This window comes from Chelativorans sp. ZYF759, assembly GCF_012911015.1.
In the GTDB taxonomy this organism is placed as follows: Bacteria; Pseudomonadota; Alphaproteobacteria; order Rhizobiales; family Rhizobiaceae; genus ZYF759.
The window spans coordinates 86,768-112,380 of the sequence record NZ_WVVV01000001.1 but is presented as its reverse complement, the minus strand read 5'-3'; the positions used below and the strand labels follow the sequence as shown (position 1 = coordinate 112,380).

Sequence of the window (25,613 nt, the reverse complement as noted above, 5' to 3'; positions counted from 1 at the left end):
CTCTAGGGGTTTCGTCCGATTTCCGTTTTTTCGGTTCCTGTCGGCGCTTCGGACAAGCGCTGCAGGACATTCAGAGTGATCCGTCCGACATCATTCATCTCGCCCGCCTCCGGCAGAGCGCCGCACCAGGCGACCGAACTCGCGGCGAAGATGAGGCTTCCCGACGGCAGGTGCCGGATCACCATCTCCCCGCAACGGCGATCCTGCATGGCGGGCTCACCGCCGTGGTACCAGCGTGAAGGATCGTGGAAGAAGCTGTCGCCGAAACCTGTCGCGCGCGCCAGGACGACCGTATCGGGATGGGTGCCGAGGTGCGGGTCGGTTGCGTCTACCTCGTAGCCGGCGGCACTGCCGAGGACCGATCCGTAGTCACCGAATTCTTCGCCGGAGACGCCTTCGAACACCCAGGCCACCTCGGCAGCACGACTTTCGCCAGTCCGGACGAATGGTCTGCCTTTGTCGAAACCCATCAGCGAGATGCCGACACCGACGAGCGAGAATTCGCCTCGGCCGCGCGAACGCAGCATGCCCCCGGGCTCGTTGGTCAGGGCTAGCGCCTGCTCGGCGACCGGCCCGTCCCATGTGCGCCCAGCTTCCAGCGGCGACCGTCGCAATTCCATCAAATCATCGCGAAAGGCGACGACTGCGGCGAAGCCGTTTCCGCCCAGATAGGCGACCCCGCCGCCTTGGGCAGCGAAACTGCGAATCGCCTGTTCCATTTCCACCGACATGTACTCGGGATGACTACCCGTTACCAAACCGCGGTAGCCTTCCAGCGCCGCCACGCCGTTTTCGTGCAGGTGGTGGTCCGTGATGACATCAATTTCGATGCCTTCGGCGCGGCAGAATCGCAGCAGACGAAGATCGACAGGCAGATTGTGCGGGCAACCGCACAATGGGTAGCGATAGTCCTCGCGCAAGGTCGCCTTCGGTTTGCGCCAGGAGCAGATCGAGACACCGCTGAGGTCGCGGTGATAATCGTAGAGCGAGAGGAGCCCATTCGCGTTGGCGAAGCGATGTCCCCGGTCGTCGCACTTCCATTCGTACAGATGGGGAGGCAGGGCTTCGTCCGCATAGGCGAGATAGGTCGCCGTAGGCACCAGGAAGACGAGCGGAGATCTGCGTTTGCTGGACGTGACGAAGAATACGACGCTTTCGGCTCCCTCGCCCGTTTCGACATCGAAAGCGTAGATTCCCGCTTCGCAGTCGGGCGGCACCTGCGCAACGTGGGACGCCGGCCAATCCAGCGGTCCCGTGTCGTCCTCGTGGCAATGCACCGCGTCGTAGTGATCCGGTACCAGGCGCGGATCGAAGCTCGAGCCGTCCCAGCGCGCTGACCTGACGCAAAAAGTTGGCAGGTTCACCACCTGGAGGTCGAGCGGCGACCGCGCGTCCGACGGGATCGGGCCAACGGGAACGATTGTCGGGAAGCGCCAATTATGCAGCTCAGTCCCCGTGGCTATCGATATGCGCCCATAGCGTGCGTTCAAACTCCGTAGCCCGTCTCCGTCCGGGTCGGTGCCGAAGACGATCCGCTCGTCTGCCAGGTCCAGCGAGCAGCCCTGAAGCACCGTATCGAGGGCGAAGGGGTGCATCTGGTCGGCCGACCGGATCGTGAACGCGATGCCGCCCTCCTTGTTCTCTAGGTTGATTTCGAGCCAGACATTTTCGGGAACCTTACGTCCTTCGTACACGCACCGGCCTGCGACCCGGGCGCAGACGATGCCATCCCGAAGGCACAGCTCGACCCGCCCCGCCTTCAGGATGACGCGCAAGCCGTCATTGGCCGTCAGGAGGAGTTCGAAGCGCACCATGTTCACCGGGCCCGCTTCGGCATGCGCGCCAATGTACAGGAACGATCCCTGGGCCAATGACCGTGACGAAACGTCGTCGATCTTTTCGACTGGCCACGCCATATTTCGCGCTGACGGCAGGTCGATTCGCCTGATGGTCACGCTCTCGATATCGAATGGTGAGGACAGATGGAGACGGATCTGGCCGCCTGCGCGAGCAGTCCAGGGCACGGTGTAGCCGCTCACCGGCATTGCCTCGTGATCGACAGTGCGCTGTATCATCCGCGTCCACCTTTCGTCGGTTCAGCGGGACATACCCCTTCCCTTCACTGTTCGAACTTATGTATCGCTCGAACAAGGGGTATATACCCCCAACGGGGTATGGATGATGGAAACTGAGTTTCACAAGTTGGCCAAAGCCCTGGAAGCGGTGGGGACGGATCGGTTCTTCGAGAGGTTCACCGACTACCTGCGGGCGTGCCTGGAGTACGACAACGTCATCGTGATCGTGTTCCGGGGATCGGCCGAACCCCATGTCGCCTACAAGAAGATTTACGGCCCCGACGTCTTTCGGTTTCTGGAACAACAATATCTGCCTGCAGCCTACGTCCTCGATCCGATCTACCACATGCACATCAACCGTGCCGCACCGGGTCTATACCGCCTGTTGGAGACCGCCCCGGACAATTTCCGCCGTAGCCGGTACTACAAGTGGTACTATGGCCGCATCGGCATCACGGATGAGATATCTGTGGTTCTGCCCGTCAAGGAAAGCACAACCATCACTGTCTCAATGGGACGGGACCAATCATCGGGCAAATTGTTCGGCCTGCGCTCGGACGAAAGGCTGCGTGCTCACGAGCCGATCATCATGAGTCTGCTCGAAGCGCACTGGGACGCTGCGACGTCGAGCGTGGACATTTCCGAGACGCCGGGTTCCGTAGTCCAAGACTTGCGATCGGCGATGAGCAAGCAGCGAGGCGTCGCCTTGACCGCCCGTCAGGCTGAAGTCGCCTTGCTCATTCTGCGTGGACACTCATCGCCCTCGATCGGCTTGCATCTAGGCATCAGTTCCCAGACCGTGAAGGTCTTCCGCAAGCAGCTCTACAGCAAGTGCGGGATATCCTCGCAGGCGGAGCTGTTCGGCTTAATGATGCCGATACTCGAGCGACATAACAGTTCAAAGCCTATTTGACGTGCTGCCGTCACCTCGCTTCGAGCTTGCCCGCAGCCTGCCTGCGCAGTCCCATCCGCCCGTGCTCCGTCGGCCCAGGGCGGATGGACACCACCTCTGGGCATCAGGTGTGGGCACCAGATGCGGAAGGCCGATTCGGCGCGATGAAACGCCTTGTCCGGATGGCCGGAATCCCGCGGTTCTCAAAGGGTTTGGGAAGCGGGTTGGCTGGGGAACCTGGATTCGAACCAGGACTAACGGAGTCAGAGTCCGTGGGTCTACCGTTAACCTATTCCCCAACGCGCAGCGAGCTGTACCCGCCGTCTGCGAGGCTATTTGGTATAGGTCGCCATCATAGTCAACCCCATGCGGCATTTCCAGCGGTTGGTTGCTGCCGCGACTGAAGCGGCCTCTTGGTGTTCGCCGCCGCGCCTGCTAGTCTCTTCCCAACGTTTGGATTTGGAGCGCCTGCCGGTCCGCGCGGCGGGTTGAGCGGGCGCCGAAGGACAGTCTCGTGAAGGACCCGGAACAGGGCGCAGGCGCCCCGGCGGGCGGGGTGCTGCTGAAGGTGGAAGACGGGAAAACCGTCGCTTCGACCGCCGGCGAGCCGGCTGTCGGTTCGTCGGCTCCCGCGCAAGGAGCTTCGGCAGCCGCCGTTCCCGCTCCCGAAAAGCGCCGCAAGCGGCGCAAGCGAAAGCGTGGGCGAAAGGTCTTCGCGCGCGAAGGTGCCAAGGCGGCCGAAATATCGGTTCAGCCGCGGGAACTGCGCGTCCCTGAGCCCGTCGTCGCGGCCGCGGCGCCCACCGGGGAAGAGCGGCCGCCGGCCTATGCCGCACTCGATCTCGGTACCAACAATTGTCGGCTGCTGGTGGCGGTTCCTGCGCGTCGCGGCCAGTTCCGCGTCATCGACGCCTTCTCGCGCATCGTACGCCTGGGGGAGGGCCTCTCGCTCACCGGCCGGCTCGGCGAGGAAGCCATGGCGCGCGCCATCGAGGCGCTGGCCGTCTGTGCGGCCAAGCTCGAGACACGCCGCGTCCGAAAGGCCCGGCTGATCGCGACAGAAGCCTGTCGGTCGGCAGAGAACGGCGCCGCCTTCATCGAGCAGGTGCGTCAGAGGACGGGGCTCGAACTGGAAATCATCGACCGGCAGACCGAGGCGCGACTCGCCGTATCCGGCTGCGGCTCCCTCGTCGATGCCGATACGCGTGGTGTTGCGCTGTTCGACATCGGCGGCGGTTCTTCCGAAATCGCGCTCGTGGACCTCACCCGGGAGCGTTCGCCACGGCTTGCCAACAACATCGCCGCCTGGACATCTCTGCCGGTGGGCGTTGTATCGCTGGCTGAGCGCCATGGCGGGCGCGACGTGACGCCTGCCGTCTTCCGCGACATGGTCGACGACGTCGGCGCCATGCTGGCCGACTTCGCCGCATCCAACCCGTTCAGCACCATCGTCGAGGGCGGCCGTTTCCATCTGCTTGGCACATCGGGAACCGTGACGACGCTCGCGGGCGTCCATCTCGAGCTCGCCCGCTATGACCGACGCCGGGTGGACGGCTTGTGGATGGATCGCGCCAATGTGGATGCGATGATCGAGCGCCTGCTTGGCTGGAACTATGAGGAGCGCGTGGCCAATCCCTGCATCGGACCCGACCGGGCGGATCTTGTCCTGGCCGGATGTGCCATCCTGCAGGCGATCCGCAATGCCTGGCCGAGTGAACGCCTGCGCGTCGCCGACCGTGGCCTGCGCGAGGGCATGCTGAGCGAATTGATGGCCGAGGACGGCGTGTGGCGTCGCCGCCGGCGACGCGGGGAACGGCAGGCATGAAGAAGATCGCAAAGGCCGGATCGGGTGCGCGCGCGCTGAAGACGCGGCTGACCAAGAAGAAGGTGAAGCCCTCCTCGCGGCGCTGGCTTGAGCGCCAGCTCAACGATCCCTATGTCAAGCGCGCCCAGGCCGAGGGCTATCGCGCCCGCGCGGCCTACAAGCTGATCGAGATCGATGACCGCCATAAGCTCCTGAAGCCCGGCCAGCGCGTGGTCGACCTGGGCGCCGCCCCCGGCGGCTGGTGCCAGGTGGCCGTCGCACGCGTGAAATCCACGCCCGAGGCACCGAAGGTGGTCGGCATCGATTATCTCGACGTCGACCCGGTGCCAGGCGCGATCATCCTGAAGATGGATTTTCTCGACGAGACGGCGCCCGCGCGGCTGGAAGAAGCGCTCGGCGGCCCCGCCGACATCGTGCTGTCGGATCTTGCCGCCCCCACAACGGGACACCGGCGCACCGACCACATGCGCACCATGCATCTGTGCGAGGTCGCCGCCGACTTCGCCATATCGGTGCTCAGGCCCGGGGGTCATTTCCTCGCCAAGACCTTCCAGGGTGGCACGGAAGGCGGACTGCTCGACATACTGAAACGCAACTTCGCCACCGTTCACCACATAAAGCCGCCCGCCTCGCGCGAGGAATCGGTCGAACTCTACATCCTGGCCAAGGGCTTCAAGGGACGGATCGAGGTCGACACGCGATCGGCAGCGCCGGAGCCCTCTTGAGGACCGGCGCCTTGATGTTTGGCAGGCCAAAGGCGGCTGGCCCGATGAAGCATAGTCTCCGAAAAGGGGCGTCCCGACTTCGCCTTGTTGCGATGCAGCAAACTGCGCGATAACTATCATGCCTTGACCTTGGGAGATCGCAATTGAAGATCAGGAAGCTGCTTGTCGCCAACCGCTCCGAAATCGCGATCCGGGTCTTCCGCGCCGCCAATGAGCTGGGCATCGCCACCGTGGCGATCTGGGCGGAGGAGGACAAATACGCCCTCCACCGCTTCAAGGCCGACGAGAGCTACCAGGTGGGCAGGGGGCCGCATCTCGACCGCGACATGGGTCCGATCGAAAGCTATCTGTCGATCGAGGAAGTGTTGCGCGTGGCCAAGCTCTCAGGCGCCGACGCCATCCATCCCGGCTACGGCCTGCTGTCCGAAAGCCCCGAATTCGCCGAAGCCTGTGGCGATGCCGGTGTCACCTTCATAGGTCCCAGCCCCGACACCATGCGCCGGCTCGGCAACAAGGTCGCCGCGCGCAACCTGGCGATCGAGGTCGGCGTGCCCGTCGTGCCGGCGACCGAGCCGTTGCCCGACGACATGGACACGGTGCAGAAGATGGCCGCCGAGATCGGCTACCCCGTCATGCTCAAGGCCTCCTGGGGCGGCGGCGGGCGCGGCATGCGCGCCATCCGTGCGGAAAGCGACCTCGCCCGCGAGGTGACGGAAGCCAAGCGCGAGGCCATGGCCGCTTTCGGCAAGGACGAGGTCTATCTGGAAAAGCTGGTCGAGCGGGCCCGCCATGTCGAGGTGCAGGTTCTGGGCGACACGCACGGCAATGCCGTGCATCTGTTTGAGCGCGACTGCTCCATCCAGCGCCGCAACCAGAAGGTCGTCGAGCGCGCCCCCGCGCCTTATCTCGACGCCGCCCAGCGCGCCGAACTCAGCGAATACGCCCTGAAGATCGCCCTTGCCACAGATTATGTCGGCGCGGGCACGGTCGAATTCCTGATGGATGCCGACACGGGCAAGTTCTACTTCATCGAGGTCAATCCGCGCATCCAGGTCGAGCACACCGTCACCGAGGAGGTGACCGGCATCGATATCGTCAAGGCGCAGATCCACATCCTGGAGGGTGAGGCGATCGGCACGCCCGAATCCGGCGTGCCCGCGCAGGAAGACATCACGCTGCACGGCCACGCGCTTCAGTGCCGCATCACCACCGAAGACCCCGAGCAGAATTTCATCCCCGATTACGGTCGCATCACCGCCTATCGCGGCGCCACCGGTTTCGGCATAAGGCTCGATGGCGGTACCGCCTATTCCGGCGCGGTCATCACCCGCTTCTACGACCCGTTGCTGGAGAAGATCACCGCCTGGGCACCGACGCCGCAGGAGGCGATCGCGCGCATGGACCGGGCCCTGCGCGAATTCCGCATCCGCGGCGTGGCAACCAATCTTACCTTCCTCGAAGCCATCATCGGCCACGAGAAATTCCGCGACAACACCTACACCACACGCTTCATCGACACGACGCCCGAACTCTTCACCGCCGTCAAACGCCAGGACCGCGCGACCAAGCTCCTGAACTACCTCGCCGACGTCACCGTCAACGGCCACCCCGAGACACGCGGCCGCCCGCAGCCGAAGGCCGAGATCGCCGCCCCGCGCGTGCCTTATGTCGACGCCCCCATCCCCGACGGCTCGAAGCAGCGGCTCGAGGCGCTGGGGCCCCAAGGTTTCGCCAAATGGATGCGAGAGGAGCACCGCGTACTCTTCACCGACACCACCATGCGCGACGGCCACCAGTCGCTGCTCGCCACCCGCATGCGCACGCATGACATCGCGAATATCGCCGGGGTATATGCTCGCGCTCTGCCGCAGTTGCTCTCGCTCGAATGCTGGGGTGGCGCGACCTTCGACGTCGCCATGCGTTTTCTGACCGAAGACCCCTGGGAGCGCCTGTCGCTGGTGCGTGAGGCGGCCCCCAACATCCTGTTGCAGATGCTGCTGCGCGGCGCCAACGGCGTCGGCTACACCAACTATCCCGACAATGTAGTGCGCCATTTCGTGCATCAGGCAGCAAGTGGCGGCATCGATCTTTTCCGTGTCTTCGACTGCCTCAACTGGGTCGAGAACATGCGCGTCGCCATGGATGCGGTGGCCGAGGAAGGCAAGCTTTGCGAGGCGGCGATCTGCTACACCGGCAACATCCTCGATCCCGACCGCGCCAAATACGACCTGAACTACTACGTCAGCCTCGCGAAGGAGTTGGAAGCCGCCGGCGCCCACATCATCGCCATCAAGGACATGGCGGGCCTCCTCAAGCCCGCCGCCGCGCGCGTGCTGTTCAAGGCGCTGCGCGAGTCGACCGATTTGCCGCTCCACTTCCACACCCACGACACCTCCGGCATCGCGGCCGCCACGGTGCTGGCCGCCGTCGAGGCCAATGTCGATGCGGTGGATGCGGCCATGGACGCCTTTTCCGGCAACACCTCGCAGCCCTGCCTCGGCTCGCTGGTCGAGGCCTTCCGCGGCACAGAGCGCGACCCCGGCCTCGATCCCGAATGGATCCGCAAGATTTCCTTCTACTGGGAATCCGTGCGCAACCAGTACGCCGCCTTCGAGAGCGATTTGAAGGGCCCGGCCTCGGAGGTCTATCTGCACGAGATGCCGGGCGGCCAGTTCACCAACCTCAAGGAACAGGCGCGCAGCCTTGGCCTCGAGACCCGCTGGCACGAGGTGGCGCGGACCTATCGCGACGCCAACATGATGTTCGGCGACATCGTCAAGGTCACCCCCTCCTCCAAGGTGGTGGGCGACATGGCGCTGATGATGGTCTCACAGGACCTGACCGTCGCGGATGTCGAAAACCCGGCAAAGGACATCGCCTTTCCGGATTCGGTCGTCTCCATGCTGCGCGGCGATCTCGGCCAGTCACCGGGCGGCTGGCCGGAAGCGCTGCAGAAGAAGGCGCTGAAGGGCGAGGCGCCGATCACGGTCCGCCCCGGCTCGCTGCTGGCCGACGCCGATCTCGATGCCGGCCGCGCCGAGCTCGCCGAAAAGCTCGGCCGTGACGCCAGCGAATACGAATTCGCCGCCTGGCTGATGTACCCGAAGGTGTTTTCCGACTTCGCCGCCGTTTCCGAGGAATACGGCCCGGTCTCGGTGCTGCCCACGCCCGTCTATTTCTACGGCATGGAGCAGGAAGACGAGATCTTCGTCGAGATCGAGCGCGGCAAGACGCTGGTCATCCGCTGCCTGGCCATCGGCGAGACCGACGAGAAGGGCATGGTCACCGTCTTCTTCGAGCTCAACGGCCAGCCCCGCCGCGTCAAGGTGCCAGACCGGGTGCATGGCGCGTCCGCTGCCAAGGCGCGGCCCAAGGCCGAAGCCGGCAACGAGGCCCATCTCGGCGCCCCGATGCCCGGCGTGGTCTCCTCCGTCTCGGTCGCGGCCGGCCAGACGGTGAAGGCCGGCGACGTGCTTCTGTCCATCGAAGCCATGAAGATGGAAACCGCACTCCACGCCGAACGCGACGGCGAGATCGCCGAACTTCTGGTCAAGGCCGGCGATCAGATCGACGCAAAGGACTTGCTGCTGGTGTACGGGTAGGGGCATCCGGCAACACCGCGCCCGGGCCACATTATCTCCGGGGAACTGTGCGGGTCGGTCACTGCCGCGGATTTCTCCGAGAGCCGACACGCGACACCGTCAGATATCAAGGACGAGCGGGCAGTGGTCTGACACCTCCGGTTCCCTCACCACGGTGAAATGGCGAACGGGCACGTGTCGATTCACAAGCATGTAGTCGGCAAATTTTCCAGACTTTCGGTAATGGGAACTCCGCGTCCCTTCGAATCCCCTGGTCGTGACCAGGTCCGTCAGGCCGATCTTGCCCAAAACGTCGAACGTCTCGCTTCTGGGCTCGACATTGAAATCCCCGCACACGATCAGCGGATCGTCGGGCTGTGCGATCTGCATCACCAAGCTGGCCAGCCTTTCGGCCTGGGCACGTCTGGCGGGCGTATCCATTTTCCCGCCGAGATCTCGCAGGCCGTGCATATGTGCGATGCTAATCGCCTGGTCTCGCGTGTCGTCATAGACCCGGATCGCATGGGCGCACCGCGACCTTGGATGGTCGCCGTACCCATGGGGAGAGAAGGATTTGTGTACGAACCCTTGGGCTTGCTCGGTGATGGGCAGTGAACGGTGGACGAAAGTAGCCTGCCCCCATTGCGATGGGACGGCCTCGTCGTCATCCCAGAGTACGCCTTGGGCTGCCGGGCAGAATATGCCCGCGTGGTCCGGCAATGCCGCCGAAACGTCGCGGAAGAAATTTGCGCGTTGCGGCAGAATATGTTCCCCGTCTCGGTAGGTCAGCCAATCCTTCGCTGTCTCCGGGCTATGAACCACCTCCTGCAGGCAAAGCACGTCAGGCTGGGCCGACTGGATATAGGATATCAAGGCTTCATGGAGTTTGCCGCCCCATCCATTCAGACTCATGATTCTCATATCAGCCCATTCCCTGCCTGACGGTCCCTGAGGGCATGTGAAGATCAACCCGTGCTGTCTCGGTGCTTGCGCCGGAGACGTTCGGGCCCGATCCCCCGGCGCGGCGTCGCGTGAGGAACGGCCCGGCCCTCACGAGACCACGGAGTGCACCTCACCGTTTACGCGTGTTCCCAGTACCAGGCCACATACATGTTTCTTCGATCATGGCCACGTTTTCTGAGAAGGTTTCGGACCGCTCGCACGTCCTGCTTCTCGCAGGCCACCCAGACGAACCAGTCCTCATCAAGCGTTTCGATCATGATCATGATCTCTTCGCTCAGAACCGTTCCGCTGTTGCCGCTATGACTGTTGCGGTGCAGCCAGCGAATGTCGAGCGACCCGGCCCCGGCAAGCCGCTGTTCCTCGTTCTCGTCGGCTACTTCGATCAGCACGCGCAGTTCCGTGCCAGCCGGAACTTCCTCCGCGATCCGGGCAATGGCGGGCAGGGCGCTTTCGTCGCCGGCCAGAAAGATGCGTCGCGCCTGTGGAAGATGACCGCTGCCCGGACCGAGAAGCGCAACTTCCATGCCGGGTGGTGCATCCCGAGCGAAATCGGCCCCCGGCGTGAGGATGCCAGGCTCGGGATGCTGGAAGAAATCGATCCACAGCTCGCCGCGCCCCACATCGACCTTGCGGATCGTATAGGCGCGAACCAGAAGTGTATCGTCCCCTCCAGGCCACGCCACGCGGCCGTCGGCGCCGAGTGTCGGCCAGACCGGCTGCCGGCCCGCTGGCGGAACCAGGAGCCGCACATGCATGTCGCCGCCGATGAAGGGCGAGACGTCTGCGCATGAGAACTTCACGCGCAGCATCAGCGGCGTCACCTTCTCGGTTCCGACGACCGTCACATGATGCAGGTTCGTCAGGATGCCGGGCTGGGAATCGGTCGCCCAATGGAGATCGAAAGGCTCGTCGCCGGCGAAGAAGAACATGTGCTCGGCAATGACGTTGCGGCTCGCCTGCAGTGCGTGCTGTGAAGGACTGGCAAGATCGATGAGGATGCGGCGACCCTCTGCCCGCAGGCTGGCGGTGCCGCTGCGGCTGGTGAAGAAGGCATGGCGGCCCTGCCGCTGAACCTCGGCGTGTTCCACGAAATGTTCGCACATCTGATCGAGCATGGCGCCGACATCGGTAGTGTGTGCCGTACCGGACAGTTTGAACGGGGCTGCGGAGTTCATGCGAGATCACCTTCCAGTTCGATCCGGACCTGGACCGGATCGTCGTCTTCCCGGAGCATATTGTTGTGGCGGCCGATCGGCAGCATCAGCGGCCTTCCCGAGATCGGGTCGGAAACGATGCGACTGTCCACGCCGAACACCGCGCGGATCGTTTCGCGGGTCAGCACCTGTTCGACACTGCCCGCCGCGTGAATTCGTCCGTCTACCATGGCGACCAGATTGTCGGCATAGCGCGCGGCAAGGTTGAGATCATGCAGGACCATGACGACCATCGTGCCCTGCACATGATTGAGCTCGGCGAGCAGATCCAGCACCTCGATCTGATGGCGGATGTCGAGAAAGGTGATGGGCTCGTCCAGGAGCAATATGTCGGTCTGCTGGGCAAGCGCCATAGCGATCCAGACGCGCTGGCGCTGACCGCCGGACAGTTCGTCGATGGCGCGTTCGGCCAGCGCCGTCGTGCCAGTGACCTCCAACGCATGTTCGACCGCCTTGTCGTCTTCACGCGTCCAGCGCGAGAACATGCCCTGATGGGGCGCGCGCCCACGTCCAACCAGATCGGCCACCGTGATCCCTTCTGGCGCCAGGGGGGATTGCGGCAGAAGCCCCAGCGTGCGGGCCAGTTCTCTGGAGGCCATGCGGTGGATCGCCTTGCCGTCCAGCAAGACCTGCCCGTGGTGGGGCGTGACCAGCCGTGACATGGCGCGCAGCAGGGTCGACTTGCCGCAGGCATTGGCGCCGACGATCACGGTGGTCTTGCCGGCGGGAACATTCAGATCAAGGGCATGAAGTATGTCAGGTCCGCCATAGCGAACCGAAATGCCTTCGATGGAGAGGGAATGCGGGTTCATAGGCTTCGCCCGGTTCGGTTTGCACGCACGATCAGATAGATGAGATAGGGAGCCCCGAGTGCGCCAGTCACGACGCCGACCGGATAGCGGCTGGGAAGGAGGAACTGGCCGACATAATCGCTCGCCAGCACCAGAAGCGCGCCGACCAGCGCTGAGGGGATCAGAAGAGACGCGCGTGGCCCCAGAATCCGAACCGCGATCGGACCGGCCAGGAAGGCCACGAAGGCGATCGGGCCCGTAACCGCCGTTGCCATGGCGATCAGGCCGACGGCTGCCACGATGACTGTTATGCGAGTCCAGGTCACATTCACGCCAAGCGCCGCGGCGCTGTCGTCACCCAGCCTGAGTGCCTCCAGCTCGCGGGTGCGCGACAGGAGCAATCCACCGAAGACGAACAGGGAACCAGCCAGCGCTGCGGCCTGATCAAGACGGACACTGTTGACGCTTCCCGTCAGCCATCGCAGCGCTTCCTGGAGCGTCCATTCGGGTGCTTGCAAAAGAACATATGCGATGAAGCTGTCCAGCATTGCCGAGACGCCGATGCCGATGAGAATCAGCCGCGTGCCCACCACGCCATCGCGGAAGGCGAGGGCGTAGATCGTCATGGCGACGCCAAGTCCCGCCATCACGGCGAAAACGGAGACGGCTGTTCCGCTGAGCGACAGGACGACGATGGCGAAGACGGCGGCTGCGCTGGCGCCCGAACTGATGCCGATAATGTCGGGACTGGCGAGCGGATTGCGCAGCATGATCTGGAAAGCCACGCCTGCCAGTCCAAAGCTCATGCCGGCAAGAATGGACATTGCCGCACGTGGCAGCCGCAATTGCCCTACCGTGAATGCGGCTCCCGGCACCTCCTCGCCCAGGAGAACACGAAGCACCTCGCCCGGAGGGGTGTAGGATTGACCGAGCATCAGCGTCAGGCCGAAAACGCCCAGCAACAGCGCGCCCAGGATCATGGTGATGCCGGCTTCCCGCCGCAGGCGCCGTGCTCGATCCTCAGCATTGGAAAACGATGATGCCGGTAGCGTGATCATAACTCACGCACCTTCTGACGCCGGACGATCCAGATGAAGAACGGAGCGCCGACAAGGGCGGTGATTATGCCGACATCGATTTCGGCCGGACGTGCGGCCACGCGTCCCACAATATCGGCGAGGACCAGCAGACACCCGCCGCCGACAACCGAGTATGGCAGCAGCCAGCGGTGATCGACACCGACGAGCAGGCGGCAGAGATGCGGCACGACAAGACCGACGAATCCGATGGGCCCGCATGCGGCCGTGGCCGCCCCGCACAGCAGCACGGCCCCGAATGCCGCGGTCGCACGTGCGATGGCGACGCGTTCGCCGAGTCCCGCCGCGAGTTCGTCGCCCAGTGCCAGCGAATTGAGCCGTTTGGCCGAGAGGGCGCACAGCAGAAGGCCCACCAGAATGAAGGGCAGCACAGGCAGGATACGCTCGAAGCTGGCACCGCCGACGCCGCCGATCTGCCAGGCACGGATACCTCCGGCGATATCGTTACGGGGCAGCACCAGGGCAATGACTAGAGAGGCGAGTGCGATGGAGGTCGCCGCTCCCGCCAGGGTCAGCTTCAGCGGCGTTGCCCCGCCCCGCCCCATGGAGCCGACCGCATAGACGAAGATGGCCGTCAGCGCGGCACCGACGGTGGCGGCCCAGACGAAAGCGCCCGTGGAAGCCATCCCGAACCACGCCACGCCCATCACGACGGCGAGGGCAGCACCGGTGTTGATGCCAAGAATGCCGGGGTCGGCAAGCGGATTGCGCGTGACGCCCTGCATGACCGCGCCCGCGAGACCGAGCGCGGCGCCGGCGATCACCGCCAGCAGCGTGCGCGGAACCCGCAGTGCCACGGCTGCCTGGCCGACCGTCTCGACTTGTCCCGAAAGCGCCGCAACAATATCGGCCCACGCCACGCTGCGAGCGCCGACCGTGATGGACGCCGCGCACAGCGCCAGCAGAAACAGCACAAGTCCAGCAAGCACGAGACCGCGCCTGTGGCCAGAGCGCCCGATCGTCGGAGGCAGCACGCCCGCTGAGACAGACCTCATTCCCGCTTCCCGGCTGCCTTGGCAAGCATGTCGACATAGGCGTCGAGGACATAGGGGATCGATAGCGGGGTTGGATTGGCAGCCGTGCCCAACGGGTTGCGCCCGAGCACAACCAGGGCGCCATCGGCGATCGCCGGCATCCGCGAGATCAGCGGGTTGGACCTGACGGCGTCCAGCAGCTGATCGTCGCCGTAGGTGACCACGATGTCGACATCATCGAATTCGTCGATGCGCTCGGCGCTGATGGAGGCCGCAAAACGACCGTCTTCACCCGCCGTGGCAACGCTTGCAGGATTGCCCAATCCCAGATCCTGGAAGAACTTAACGCGCGTGTCGTTGATCGTGTAGAAATTGATCGTGCCGAGGTCGAACGCATTGAGATGGGTCAGGAACATCGCCGATTTGCCGCTTAGTTCGGGATGGTCAGCCACGCGCGCTGCGATCTCGTTTTCGAGGCGATCGATCAGGTCTTCGCCCTCGGCAACCATACCGAGTCCCGCGCTGTTCAGGCGGATCATCTCGCGCCAGTCCGTCGACCAGGGTGTGCCCACATAGGCGACGACCGGCGCAATCTGGCTTAGCGTCTCGTAATCTGACCTGCTGATACCCGAATAGGCGGCAAGGATAACATCCGGTTCGCTCGCAGCCACCGCTTCGAAGTCGATCCCGTCGCCTTCGTCAAAAAGGATCGGAGGCTCGGCGCCGAGTTCGGCCAGTCTGTCCTCAACCCAAGGCAGCAGGCCATTGCCGTCGTCGTCGCCGAAATTGGCGCGGGCAAAGCCGACCGGAACCACGCCCAGGGCCAGGGGAACTTCATGGTTTGCCCACGCAACCGTGGCCGGCCGCGTCGGCTTTTTGTCTATCACCGTCGTGCCGAAGGCATGTTCGATGGTGAGCGGAAAACCATTCGTGCCCTCGGCCATCGCCACAGCCGGAAAGAGGCCCAGCAGGCAGACCAGCGGGCAAATGAAAACAGAGCGCCACACCATGGAAACGTCCTCGCAGGTGAAAAGTGGACTTTCTCTGTCAGCTTTCGACGGTGGGCGTCAACGCCCTGCGGCCGACGGGGCGCCAGAATCTCAAATTTCCCGCAGGAACATACAAAAGCGCGGAATTTGCCAATACATGACAATTCCATTCAAGTTAATTGAGCCGGCATCGCATGCGGCACTCAGGCGGCCGCTATTGCGCATCGATCAGGCGAACGGCGACTATGGTGGGATCAACGATGGTGAGTGGGCAGAACGTATCGAACGACACGCCGAGAGCAGGGGGAGCACGCACGCGCGCGCTATTATGCTCGACCGGGCTTGTATTGATGATGTCCGGCGCGGCCCTGGCCCAGGAGGTCTCGGAGGACGGATCAACGCTTCTGCCCGAAATCGTGGTCGAGGGCGCGGGCTCCGGTGTCGGTGACGACGATCAGAAGTCCATCGTTGCCAGAGGGACCACGGGTGGCGGCAAGCTGGCGACGCCACTCCTTGACGAGGCGGCATCCGTCTCTGTCATCACGGCCGAAGAGTTCCGCCGCCGCAACGTCCAGAGCACCGAAGAGGTGCTTCAATACACCGCCGGCGCGGTAACCGACTTCTATGGTTCGGATGACCGCTTTGACTTCTTCAAGATCCGCGGCTTCGATGCATGGGTCTACCGCGACGGGTTGGCGATCGGTGCGCCTTTCGGCGGCATTCGCGAGGAGCCTTACGCCTTCGAGCGGGCTGAAGTGCTCAAGGGTGCCAATTCCTCGTCATTTGGCGTTTCCGATCCGGGGGGCTCGGTCAACTACGTCACGAAGACGCCGCGGACCGAGCGCTTCGGCGAGGCCTATCTCAGCGGAGGATCTTTCCGGCGCGGCGAAGTCGGGTTCGATTTCGGTGACAACATCACCAGCGACGAAACCCTCTCCTACCGCCTCACCGGCACGTTCCGCAAAGCTCATGCAGAATACGACTTCTCGCGCGACGACAACCGCTTCATTATGGGCGGCCTCACGTGGCGTCCCACTGCCCTGACGAACCTGACGGTGGTCTACGACCATCTTTCGCGCGATGGCGTGCCCGGCAGCGGCGGCCATCCCGTGGGCACGGACTTCGACCGCAGCAGGTTCTTCGGCGAGCCCGACTACAATTTCCGTGGTGTGAAACGCGACACGGTCAGCGTCATGTTCGATCATGATTTCGACAATGGCCTGACCTTCGCGTCCAACGCGCGCTACAGTCGGTCAAACACCGATTTCGGTTATGCCTATATCTCGGCCACGCCGACAGACGGGTCGACCATCGCCAGCCGCTCCTTCTTCGGCAACGAGTCCAGCCGCGAGCACTTCATCATGGACGGGCGGCTGCAATACGATACGAGTTGGGAGAGCATCGACAGCCGCACCATAGTGGGCGCCGAATACAGCAATGATCGCACCCGCAACGATAGCTTCTTTGGCGCGGCGCCCGGCATCGACTGGACGAACTCGGTCTATACCGGCGCGCCGGCATCCGTGCCGCTCTTCGCCAGCACCAATGGTCGCAAGTCGGGCCGCGCGCTCTTCGTCCAGCAGGAGTTCACGTTCAGCGAGAAGCTGATCGCCTCGATCGGCCTGCGTAACGACTGGCTGGACCTGAGTTCGACGAACAACCTGTCCGGCGTCACCCGCGAGGCCGATGTGAGCGAACTCACCAAGCGTGGCGCGCTCACCTACAAAATCACCGACCAGTTCTCTGTCTACGGCAGCTACGCGGAATCGGTTGCGCCGCCCTCAATCGGCGTCGAGCCCGAGCGTGGCCATCAGCGCGAGGCCGGCATCAAATACCAGCCCTGGGCCTTCCCGGCTCTGTTCACGGCTGCCATCTACGATTTGACCAAGACCAACATCACCCGCACCAATCCCGCAACCAATCTTCCCGAGACCATCGGAGAGGTGAGGGTGCGCGGTATCGAGCTCGAGGCAAAGGCGGAGGTTCTGGACAATTTCAATCTGATCGCCGCCTATTCCTACATGATGTCGGAGATCGTGGAGAATGGCACCGCCGGCAATATCGGCAACCAGCTGTCCTTCGTCCCCAATCACAGCTTTTCGCTATGGGCCGACTATACGCTGCGCGGCAACGGCGTGCGGGGCGACATGACTTTTGGTGTCGGCGCGCGCTACACGGGGGCCTATTTCTTCAACGACGCCAACACGCAGTCGACCGGCGGCAACGTCGTGTTCGATGCCTCGTTCAATTATCAGCTCCAGGAAAACACGGCCCTGCAGATGAACGTGACCAACATCTTCGACACCAAGCATGTCGCTTATGGCGGGTTCGGGGCCGATTTCTACAATCCGGGCCGATCCGTCACAGCAACGCTTCGCCATACCTGGTAGGCCACGCAGGATCAGGCGGACAGGCGCGTCCGGCGCCAGGCCGCGGGCGTTTCGCCGACCACTTGGCGAAACGCCTTCGTCAGGTGAGCCTGATCGGAGAATCCAAGGCGGTCAGCGATTTCGGCCAGCGGATGGTGGTTTTCGAGCAGCATCTGCTTGGCCATGTCGATGCGCCTGGCCAGCTTCCACTGCAGTGGCGTTTCACCGGTGGTCTGCTTGAACACGGTGGCAAACCAGCTTTCCGAAAGCCCCACGACCGAAGCCATCTCGGCGACCGTCACGCGCCCAAAGCCCCGGCTTTCGACATGGGCCACGACCTTCTTCATCTGCGCCTGCGTCAGGCGCCCGGCACATCTACTGCCTGTCGCATCGTTGATGTCCAGTAATCCGGCCACGATGCTGCCGACGAGGCTCTCGATGAAGATCGGGTGCCGTGTCGGCTGTGCGAGTTCATCGACGACAAGCCGCGCCAGCGGCTCGATCGCATCGACGTCCTGCGTCTCGACGGGTCGGCGCATCGCCTCAAGGGCGGCCGATCGGCCGATGGACTGGGTGAGGAAGCGCAGCAGCCTGTCCTTGTGGATGTGCAGATTGAGATGGGCAAAGGCGTGGAGGGTCTCTGTCCTTGTCCACATGGGCATTCCGGCGGGAATATAGTGCGCACGCTGCATTGGTCGAAAGCAGGTCATGTCGCCTGCGCTGCTGTTGGACAGGGTGATGATGCCCGACACATTGTCGAAGAAGATCATGATGCGCGGGTCTTCGGCCAGATAATACCCGGTTGCGCCTCCATGGCATTCAGCTTCCCAGAAGGCGCCCATCATTCCATCGAAGGCCCGCCACTTTACGGGCGCCCGCACGCTGATACCTTCAGTGCGCCAGGTCATAGCGGGCATGAAGCTCATGCCAGAACCTTTCCACTCAACGCGGTGTGCACCCCTGATCGTTTTGGTGACGAGACCTGATAAAACTTGACTTTCTTAGTCTGGTTTCCGGAGCGGTGCAAGGCGCGTCCATGCTGCGACAGAAAGCAGGAATCTGCGGAGCGTTGCCGACGATCGGGAGCTTAGGTGCAGGCAGGAAGGGGAGACGAAAGAGGCGAAGTGGTGCCCAGGGACAGAATCGAACTGCCGACACGCGGATTTTCAATCCGCTGCTCTACCAACTGAGCTACCTGGGCACGCATTGTCGAGACCGCATGGTGCGAAATCGTCGACCCGGCGGCGTTGGTCGACCGCCGGAAAGCGTCGGGTTTATATCACGAGTTTATCCCCTGTCCAGCAGGCTAAAGGCGATAATTAACCTCGCATGATCAGACATGGCGCCGCATCGTCTGGCGGTGGATGCGGCTCCATGTCGGGTGGCTTCATGCGACCGGGCGTGGCGCAGCGACCGCATCGTCTTGTTTCTTCCAACCGACCGCGACGGCAAACAGCAGCAAGCCGGAAAGGCGATGAGAACCAGACCGCCACAAGAGGTTCCATCATCGCCCAAGGGGTCAATGACGGCCGCCGCGCCTTACCCACATGTAATGCGCCGGCAAGCGCGCGGTAATGTGAGATCGGTCACTGTGGGGCTGGGTGATTTGCCCGACATCAGACAAGGATACACCAGATGAACAAGATCGTCATTGCCACCCTTCTGGCCTCGGTCGCCATTGCAGGGCAGGCCGCCCATGCCCAGGCGCCTGCGGACGGCGAGCGAACCGATCGTCAGGCTGGCCGTGCCCAGATGGTCGAGCAGATGCAGGAAATGGGGCTCGAAGGCTTCACCGAGCACATGCGGGAACAGGCAACCGCTCGGTTCGACGCGCTCGATGCTGCCGGAGACGGGGTCCTCTCGCGCGACGAGTTCGTCGCAGCCGCGAGCGAACGCGCCGAAGCCATGTTCGCGCGCATGGGTCCCAACGAAGACGGTATCGTTACCCGCAGTGCTGGTGAGCGCGGTGGTCCGCGCGCCGCGCGCGGCGGCGGAACGCGTGGCATGGACGCAGATCAGCGCGCCGAACGCCTGGGCGAACGCACGGCGGAGGCGTTCGCTCGTCTCGACACCGATGGCGATGGCATGATCTCGCTGGAGGAGTTCGAGACCGGCATGCAGGCTCGTGTCGAGCGCTTTTCGGAGCGCCGACAGGCCGGCGCGGAGCGCACGGAAGGGCGCGGCATGCGCGGCCAGGGGCCTGAGCACATGCGGGAGATGCGCGCCATGATGGGCGATGGCATGAATCTCGAGCAGTTTTCGACCCTTCTGGAAACACAGGCTGCCGCCCGCTTCGACAGGCTCGATGCGGACGGAAATGGCGAAATCTCGCGCGATGAGTTCCTGGCCTCCGTGGACGAACGCGCCGAGCGCGCCTTCGCCCGCATGGAGCGCATGGAAAGCGGCGAGCGCCCGCGCCGGGGCGGCTGGCACCAGCGCCGCGCGCCCGCAGCCGAATAGCGGTCGGACACGGCGGCCTTGCCGCTTCCGGCCTGATCGGTTAGGACACCGGCGCCCTTCGCGGGCGCCGGTTTTTTCATTTTTGCAGGCGGATTCTCACATGGCTGACAAGGCTGAACGTACGCGAGCAAGGCTGCCGCGCGGCTTTGTCGACCGCATGCCGGAAGACATCCGCGCCAGCGAAGAGATGATGGGCCGGATCCGCGCCGTCTACGAACTCTACGGCTTCGAGCCCGTCGAGCAGCCGATGATCGAATTTACCGACGCGCTCGGCAAATTCCTGCCCGACCAGGACCGGCCGAACGAGGGCGTGTTCTCCTTCCAGGACGATGACGAGCAGTGGCTGTCGCTGCGCTACGACCTCACCGCGCCACTGGCGCGCTTTGTGGCCGAGAATTTCGAGAAGCTGCCGAAGCCGTATCGCAGCTATCGCCAGGGCTGGGTGTTCCGCAACGAGAAGCCGGGGCCGGGTCGCTTCCGCCAGTTCATGCAGTTCGATGCCGACATCGTCGGTTCGCCCGGCGTGGTGGCCGATGCCGAAATGGCGATGATGATGGCAGACACGCTGGAAGCGGTCGGCATCGCGCGCGGCGACTATGTGATCCGGGTGAACAACCGGAAAGTGCTCGACGGCGTGCTGGAGGCGATCGGGCTTGGCGGCGACGAGAATGCCGGCCGGCGACTCGGCGTGCTGCGGGCGATCGACAAGCTCGACAAGTTCGGACCGGAGGGTGTGCGGTTGCTGCTGGGCAAGGGCCGGTTGGACGAGAGTGGCGATTTTACGAAGGGTGCCGGGCTGGATGAAGATGCTATCGCCATGGTGCTCGGATACATTGAGACCGGCGCAATCGAGAACAACGAAGGTGTCGAGGAACTGAACCAGATCGAGGCCCTATGCAGGGCCGCCGGTTACGACGACGGACGGGTGAAGATCGACCCCTCCGTCGTGCGCGGCCTCGAATATTACACCGGTCCCGTCTACGAGGCCGAACTGACCTTCGCCGTCACCAACGAAAAGGGCGAGACCGTACGCTTCGGCTCGGTTGCCGGCGGCGGGCGGTATGATGGGCTGGTCAAGCGTTTCACTGGCCAGGACGTGCCGGCGACAGGCTTTTCCATCGGCGTCTCGCGCCTCATGACGGCGCTGAAGAATCTCGGCAAGCTGAACGATGCCGGCACGATCGCCCCCGTGGTCGTGCTGGTCATGGATCGCGACACGACAAGCCTCGGCCGCTACCAGAAGATGGTCGCCAGCCTGCGCGATGCCGGCATCCGCGCCGAGATGTATCTCGGCGGGTCGGGCATGAAGGCGCAGATGAAATATGCCGACCGGCGCGGCGCGCCCTGCGTCATCATCCAAGGCGGTGACGAGCGCGAAAAAGGCGAGGTAGAGATCAAGGACCTCGTCGCCGGCGCCAGAGCCGCGGCCGAGATCACCGACAACACCGAATGGCGCGGAAGCCGCCCGGCGCAGTTTTCCGTGAAGGAAGAAGAGTTGGTCGAGGCAGTCCGCGGCGTCATCGACGCCCAGGCGGTGGAGCGGGGATGACCGCGCGCTATCCCGCCTTTGCCGACGACATCCTTGCCCATTTCGCCGCGCGCGGGGCTGAACTGGTCGAGGTGCCGGTAATCCAGCCGGCTGACCCCTTTCTCGACATGGCAGGCGAGGAGCTGCGCCGCCGTATATTTCTTACCGAAAGCGAGACGGGCGAGACGCTGTGTCTGCGTCCGGAGTTCACCATTCCGGTCTGTCTGGATCACATCGCCAATCGATCGGGCACGCCGCGTCGCTATGCATATCTAGGCGAAGTATTCCGCCAGCGCCGCGAAGGCGGGGCCGAGTTTTTTCAGGCGGGCATTGAGGATCTGGGCACCGCAGATACGGCTCAGGCCGATGCGCGCTCCATCGCAGACGCCCACGCGCTGATTGCAGCCCTGCTGCCTGGCAGGCCGCTCGGTGTTACGCTCGGTGACCAGCGGGTATTCGAGGCGGTGCTGGCGGCACTCGGTCTGCCGCGTGGCTGGCAGAAGCGGCTTGCCCGCGCGTTTGGGTCGCCGGAACTGCTGAAATCCGCCTTGGCCGATCTGGCCAACCCACCACGCAGGCCGCCACTGCCAGACGATGTCGTCGAACTTGTCGCTGCTGGCGACAAGCAGATGCTTGCCAGCCATGTGTCCGAACGCATGGAGGAGGCCGGCATATCGGCTCATGCGGGCCGTCAGCCCGAAGATATTGCAGCGCGCCTCATCGAGAAGTCCGAACTTGCCAGCGTTCGCCTTGCGCCGGACGCGCTGGCGGCATTGCAGGCCTTCCTGTCCATACGGGTGCCGCTGCGAGGAGCGGGCGACGCGCTGCGTGCCTTTGCGGGCGAGACGGGCATTTCTCTAGGGGCGGCGCTGGAAGCATTCGGCGCGCGTGCCAGAGTGCTGGCCGAGCACGGGCTGCCGGAAGATGTCGCATATTACGATGCCGGCTTTGGGCGGCCGCTCGACTATTACACAGGGCTCGTTTTCGAGGTCTCGGTGTCGGGGAGCGACCGCACGCTGGTTGGCGGCGGGCGCTACGACCGACTCTTGACCCTTCTGGGTTCAGGGGCGCCTATTCCAGGCGTTGGGTTTTCAGTTTGGCTCGACCGGGTCGCGGCATTGCGGGAAGGCGCGTAATGGCATTGACACTGGCCCTCCCCTCCAAAGGGCGCTTGAAGGAGGCGGCGCTGGAGCGCCTCGCTGGCGCCGGGCTCGAGATCGAGCAGCCGGGTGACGACCGTCGCTACAGAGCGGTCGTCAAGGGGCGCGATGACATCGAGGTTGCGCTGCTCTCGGCTGGCGAGATCGCGCGCGAGCTGGGCCAGGGCAAGGTCGATCTCGGCATTACCGGCGAGGATCTCCTGCAGGAGAGCCTGGCAGACATGGACGACCGCATCGAGATCGCCGCCAGACTGGGCTTTGGACGCGCCGATGTGGTGGTTGCCGTCCCTGCTTGCTGGCTCGACGTCGACACGATGGGCGACCTCGACGACGTTGCAGCGGATTTCCGGCAGCGTCACGGAAGGCGGCTCAGGATCGCCACCAAGTACTGGCGGCTGACCCAGAGGTTTTTTTCTGCTCAGCACGGCATCCAGGTCTACCGCATCGTGGAAAGCCTGGGCGCCACGGAAGGTGCACCCGCTGCCGGGTCGGCCGACGTGGTCGTCGACATCACGACCACCGGCTCGACCCTGACAGCCAACCACCTGAAGGTGCTGTCCGACGGTGTGATACTGCGCTCCGAGGCTTGCCTTGCCGTCTCGCGCAAGGGCCGATCTACGGCCGACGATGTCGCGATCCGCGAACTGGCCGAGCGCCTGAACGCCAACAGCTGACCCTCATATGAAAGAAGCCCGGATCGATTGATCCGGGCTTCTTGCCGACCATGAGGTCGATCAGGCGTGGGCCAGCGCAGGCTCACGGCGACGGGCATCGATCGACCAGGCACCGGGACCGGCGACCGAGAGCGCGAGGAAGCCGCCGGCAATGGCGAAGTTCTTCATGAAGGCCGTCATTTCCATCTGGTCGGAGAAGTCCATGTGGCCGAGGAAAGCCGATCCGATGGTGAAGGCGGCGATGGCGTAAGCCGCGTAGCGTGTCTGGAAGCCGACCAGGATGGCGAGGCCGCCCAGCACCTTGAGTGCGATGATGACCCAGGCGACGAGCGTCGGGAAGGGCAGGCCGATCGCGCCCATATAGCCGGCAAAGCCGGACGGCGCGGCCAGGATGCCGAGGCCGGAAACGATGAACAGGATCGCCAGGAAGATACGGGCGACGAGAAGCGTGGCGGAATTGGTCGTGGTCATGTGATCCTCGGAGATTGTGCGGTGCAACAGGCGGCCGAAGATACGCATTCTCACCGTTCGCGCGAGATCACAAACCGCCGACTGTTTGTTCACATATTCCGAACGATCGATGGTCTGCTCAGCCCGGACGCACCATCTTTTCCGGCCGCACGATGGTGTCGTATTCCGTCTCGCTTACCAGTCCTGTAGCCAGGGCCTCCTCGCGCAAGGTAGTGCCATTCTTGTGCGCCGTTTTGGCGATCTTGGCCGCATTGTCATAGCCGATCTTCGGCGCGAGTGCGGTCACCAGCATCAGCGACTGCTGCATGAGTTCGGCAATCCGGCGCTCGTTGGCCTCGATCCCGACCACGCAATTGTCCGCAAAGGAACGCATGGCGTCGCCCGCGAGCCGCACGGATTGAAGCACCGCGTCGGCGATGACCGGCTTGAACACGTTGAGCTCGAAATGACCCTGGCTGGCGGCCATCTCGACGGTGGTCTGGTTGCCCATGATGCGGGTGGCGACCATGGTCAGTGCTTCGGCCTGGGTCGGGTTGACCTTGCCCGGCATGATGGAAGAGCCGGGTTCGTTCTCCGGTAGCACCAATTCGCCGAGGCCTGAGCGCGGACCAGAGCCGAGGAAACGGATGTCGTTGGCGATCTTGAAGAGGTCTGCCGCGAGCGCCGACAGTGCGCCGTGGAAATAGGTCAGGGCGCCATGGCTTGCCAGCGCCTCGAACTTGTTCTCTGCGGTGCGGAAGGGAAGGCTCGTCAGTTCGGCAACGCGGGCGGCAAAGCCCGTGTCGAAGCCTTCCGGCGAGTTGAGGCCGGTGCCAACCGCTGTGCCGCCCTGGGCCAGCGCATGCACGTCGTGAAGGCTTTCGACCACCCGCCGCCGACCATAGATCAGCGCCGCGACATAGCCGGAGAACTCCTGGCCCAGAGTCAGCGGAGTGGCGTCCTGCGTGTGGGTACGGCCTATCTTCACGATGTCGGCGAAGGCCTTTTCCTTCTCCGAAAGCGCGCCGATAAGATGGTCCAATGCCGGCAGAAGCACGCGATGCGTTTCCATGACCACGGCGATGTGAATGGCCGTCGGGAAGGTGTCGTTGGACGACTGGCTCATGTTGACATGGTCGTTCGGATGGACCGGCTTCTTGGAGCCCATCTCGCCGCCCAGCATCTCGATCGCCCGGTTGGAGATCACCTCGTTGGCGTTCATGTTGGATTGCGTGCCCGATCCGGTCTGCCATACGACAAGCGGAAAGTGGTCGTCGTGCTTGCCATCGGCGACTTCAGCGGCGGCGGCCACGATCTTCGCGCCGATCTCGGCGTCGAGCAAACCCAGCGCCATGTTGGTGTCAGCGGCGGCCTGTTTGACGATCCCAAGAGCGCGAACGACGGGCAATGGCATGCGGTCGGTGCCGATCTTGAAGTTCTGGAGTGATCGCTGGGTCTGCGCGCCCCAATAGCGGTCCGCGGGAACATCGATGGGGCCGAAAGTGTCTGTCTCGGTGCGCATAGTCATCATGAAAGCCGGTGCCTCCTATTGCCGAGCGATCTAATATGGCAGGCGATGCGGCGACGCAATGACCGGATGCCTGTGTCCTGCTTCGGCAAGGCGACCCGGCAACTCGAAACCTCGCTGTATACAGCCTTTTCTCTGGCCTGGGCGCGAAAGAACGACATTCCCAAATGCGCCGATCTTATTGAAACGTCGAAAAAAAATTTCGACTTGAATGAGAAGGTATTTCATCTATCGATTATATAGGCAAGACGACCTTAAGTCGGATGTATGTATCATTCGAATTCCCTTTTCTAAGATGTTTTGAAATTGGAGTGGTGT

General features: G+C 63.6%; 19 protein-coding genes and 2 tRNA genes. 9 read left to right on the top strand and 12 right to left on the bottom strand.

Annotation, left to right across the window (positions count from 1 at the left end):
* Window positions 1–2: 2 nt before the first annotated feature.
* Window positions 3–1,775 (bottom strand): N,N-dimethylformamidase beta subunit family domain-containing protein, encoded by a 1,773-nt coding sequence (locus GRZ55_RS00500; protein ID WP_246734443.1) that lies wholly within the window; start codon window positions 1,773–1,775, stop codon window positions 3–5.
* Window positions 1,776–2,178: 403 nt separating this feature from the next.
* On the opposite strand from GRZ55_RS00500, the gene GRZ55_RS00495 reads away from it, so the two are divergent.
* Window positions 2,179–2,988 (top strand): helix-turn-helix transcriptional regulator, encoded by an 810-nt coding sequence (locus tag GRZ55_RS00495; RefSeq protein ID WP_169284920.1) that lies wholly within the window; start codon window positions 2,179–2,181, stop codon window positions 2,986–2,988.
* 204 nt (window positions 2,989–3,192) lie between these two features.
* Here GRZ55_RS00495 and GRZ55_RS00490 read toward each other — a convergent pair.
* Window positions 3,193–3,266: transfer RNA gene (locus tag GRZ55_RS00490), tRNA-Gln, on the bottom strand.
* A gap of 215 nt (window positions 3,267–3,481) precedes the next feature.
* On the opposite strand from GRZ55_RS00490, the gene GRZ55_RS00485 reads away from it, so the two are divergent.
* The 3 genes from GRZ55_RS00485 (at window position 3,482) to pyc (ending at window position 9,119) form a co-directional block, all read left to right on the top strand.
* Window positions 3,482–4,792 carry a Ppx/GppA phosphatase family protein gene (locus GRZ55_RS00485; RefSeq protein ID WP_169284919.1) on the top strand — a complete coding sequence of 437 codons (1,311 nt, stop codon included), beginning with the start codon at window positions 3,482–3,484 and terminating at the stop codon, window positions 4,790–4,792.
* Window positions 4,789–5,517: an RlmE family RNA methyltransferase gene (locus GRZ55_RS00480; RefSeq protein WP_169284918.1), complete on the top strand. Its 729-nt coding sequence runs from the start codon at window positions 4,789–4,791 to the stop codon at window positions 5,515–5,517. The genes GRZ55_RS00485 and GRZ55_RS00480 overlap by 4 nt, the downstream gene beginning before the upstream one ends.
* A gap of 143 nt (window positions 5,518–5,660) precedes the next feature.
* Window positions 5,661–9,119: a pyruvate carboxylase gene (pyc, locus tag GRZ55_RS00475; protein ID WP_169284917.1), complete on the top strand. Its 3,459-nt coding sequence runs from the start codon at window positions 5,661–5,663 to the stop codon at window positions 9,117–9,119.
* 99 nt (window positions 9,120–9,218) lie between these two features.
* Here the strand turns inward: pyc and GRZ55_RS00470 are convergent, their stop codons facing one another.
* The 6 genes from GRZ55_RS00470 to GRZ55_RS00445 all read right to left on the bottom strand — a co-directional run bounded on the left by GRZ55_RS00470 (window position 9,219) and on the right by GRZ55_RS00445 (window position 15,081).
* Window positions 9,219–10,019: an endonuclease/exonuclease/phosphatase family protein gene (locus GRZ55_RS00470; protein WP_169284916.1), complete on the bottom strand. Its 801-nt coding sequence runs from the start codon at window positions 10,017–10,019 to the stop codon at window positions 9,219–9,221.
* Window positions 10,020–10,177: 158 nt separating this feature from the next.
* A complete protein-coding gene (locus GRZ55_RS00465) occupies window positions 10,178–11,236 on the bottom strand; it encodes a DUF2218 domain-containing protein (protein ID WP_169284915.1) in 1,059 nt (352 codons plus the stop codon).
* Entirely contained in the window at window positions 11,233–12,087 is an 855-nt protein-coding gene (locus GRZ55_RS00460; RefSeq protein ID WP_169284914.1) for an ABC transporter ATP-binding protein, read from the bottom strand. The genes GRZ55_RS00465 and GRZ55_RS00460 overlap by 4 nt, the downstream gene beginning before the upstream one ends.
* The gene (locus GRZ55_RS00455) at window positions 12,084–13,046 is read right to left on the bottom strand and encodes an iron chelate uptake ABC transporter family permease subunit (protein ID WP_246734473.1); all 963 of its coding nucleotides are present in this window, start codon (window positions 13,044–13,046) and stop codon (window positions 12,084–12,086) included. The genes GRZ55_RS00460 and GRZ55_RS00455 overlap by 4 nt, the downstream gene beginning before the upstream one ends.
* A gap of 74 nt (window positions 13,047–13,120) precedes the next feature.
* Entirely contained in the window at window positions 13,121–14,158 is a 1,038-nt protein-coding gene (locus tag GRZ55_RS00450; protein WP_169284912.1) for an iron ABC transporter permease, read from the bottom strand.
* Window positions 14,155–15,081: an iron-siderophore ABC transporter substrate-binding protein gene (locus tag GRZ55_RS00445; protein ID WP_246734472.1), complete on the bottom strand. Its 927-nt coding sequence runs from the start codon at window positions 15,079–15,081 to the stop codon at window positions 14,155–14,157. Before GRZ55_RS00445 ends, GRZ55_RS00450 begins: the two co-directional genes overlap by 4 nt.
* A gap of 398 nt (window positions 15,082–15,479) precedes the next feature.
* Between GRZ55_RS00445 and GRZ55_RS00440 the strand changes: the two genes are divergently transcribed.
* Window positions 15,480–17,516: a TonB-dependent siderophore receptor gene (locus tag GRZ55_RS00440; RefSeq protein ID WP_246734471.1), complete on the top strand. Its 2,037-nt coding sequence runs from the start codon at window positions 15,480–15,482 to the stop codon at window positions 17,514–17,516.
* Between the two features lie 11 nt (window positions 17,517–17,527).
* Here GRZ55_RS00440 and GRZ55_RS00435 read toward each other — a convergent pair whose 3' ends face one another.
* Both GRZ55_RS00435 and GRZ55_RS00430 read right to left on the bottom strand, forming a co-directional pair.
* Entirely contained in the window at window positions 17,528–18,421 is an 894-nt protein-coding gene (locus GRZ55_RS00435; protein WP_210257163.1) for an AraC family transcriptional regulator, read from the bottom strand.
* Between the two features lie 199 nt (window positions 18,422–18,620).
* Window positions 18,621–18,696: transfer RNA gene (locus GRZ55_RS00430), tRNA-Phe, on the bottom strand.
* Window positions 18,697–19,130: 434 nt separating this feature from the next.
* Between GRZ55_RS00430 and GRZ55_RS00425 the strand changes: the two genes are divergently transcribed.
* From GRZ55_RS00425 to hisG, 4 genes are all read left to right on the top strand, one after another.
* The gene (locus tag GRZ55_RS00425; RefSeq protein WP_169284909.1) at window positions 19,131–19,955 is read left to right on the top strand and encodes an EF-hand domain-containing protein; all 825 of its coding nucleotides are present in this window, start codon (window positions 19,131–19,133) and stop codon (window positions 19,953–19,955) included.
* A gap of 100 nt (window positions 19,956–20,055) precedes the next feature.
* Window positions 20,056–21,504 (top strand): histidine--tRNA ligase, encoded by a 1,449-nt coding sequence (gene hisS / locus GRZ55_RS00420; RefSeq protein ID WP_169284908.1) that lies wholly within the window; start codon window positions 20,056–20,058, stop codon window positions 21,502–21,504.
* Window positions 21,501–22,619, top strand: coding sequence for an ATP phosphoribosyltransferase regulatory subunit (locus GRZ55_RS00415; protein WP_169284907.1), 1,119 nt, complete (start codon window positions 21,501–21,503; stop codon window positions 22,617–22,619). The genes hisS and GRZ55_RS00415 overlap by 4 nt, the downstream gene beginning before the upstream one ends.
* Window positions 22,619–23,317: an ATP phosphoribosyltransferase gene (hisG, locus tag GRZ55_RS00410; RefSeq protein ID WP_169284906.1), complete on the top strand. Its 699-nt coding sequence runs from the start codon at window positions 22,619–22,621 to the stop codon at window positions 23,315–23,317. Before GRZ55_RS00415 ends, hisG begins: the two co-directional genes overlap by 1 nt.
* Window positions 23,318–23,377: 60 nt before the next feature.
* Here the strand turns inward: hisG and GRZ55_RS00405 are convergent, their stop codons facing one another.
* Both GRZ55_RS00405 and fumC read right to left on the bottom strand, forming a co-directional pair.
* Window positions 23,378–23,788: a DoxX family protein gene (locus tag GRZ55_RS00405; protein ID WP_169284905.1), complete on the bottom strand. Its 411-nt coding sequence runs from the start codon at window positions 23,786–23,788 to the stop codon at window positions 23,378–23,380.
* Window positions 23,789–23,906: 118 nt separating this feature from the next.
* Entirely contained in the window at window positions 23,907–25,298 is a 1,392-nt protein-coding gene (gene fumC, locus GRZ55_RS00400; RefSeq protein ID WP_169284904.1) for a class II fumarate hydratase, read from the bottom strand.
* Window positions 25,299–25,613 lie beyond the last annotated feature (315 nt).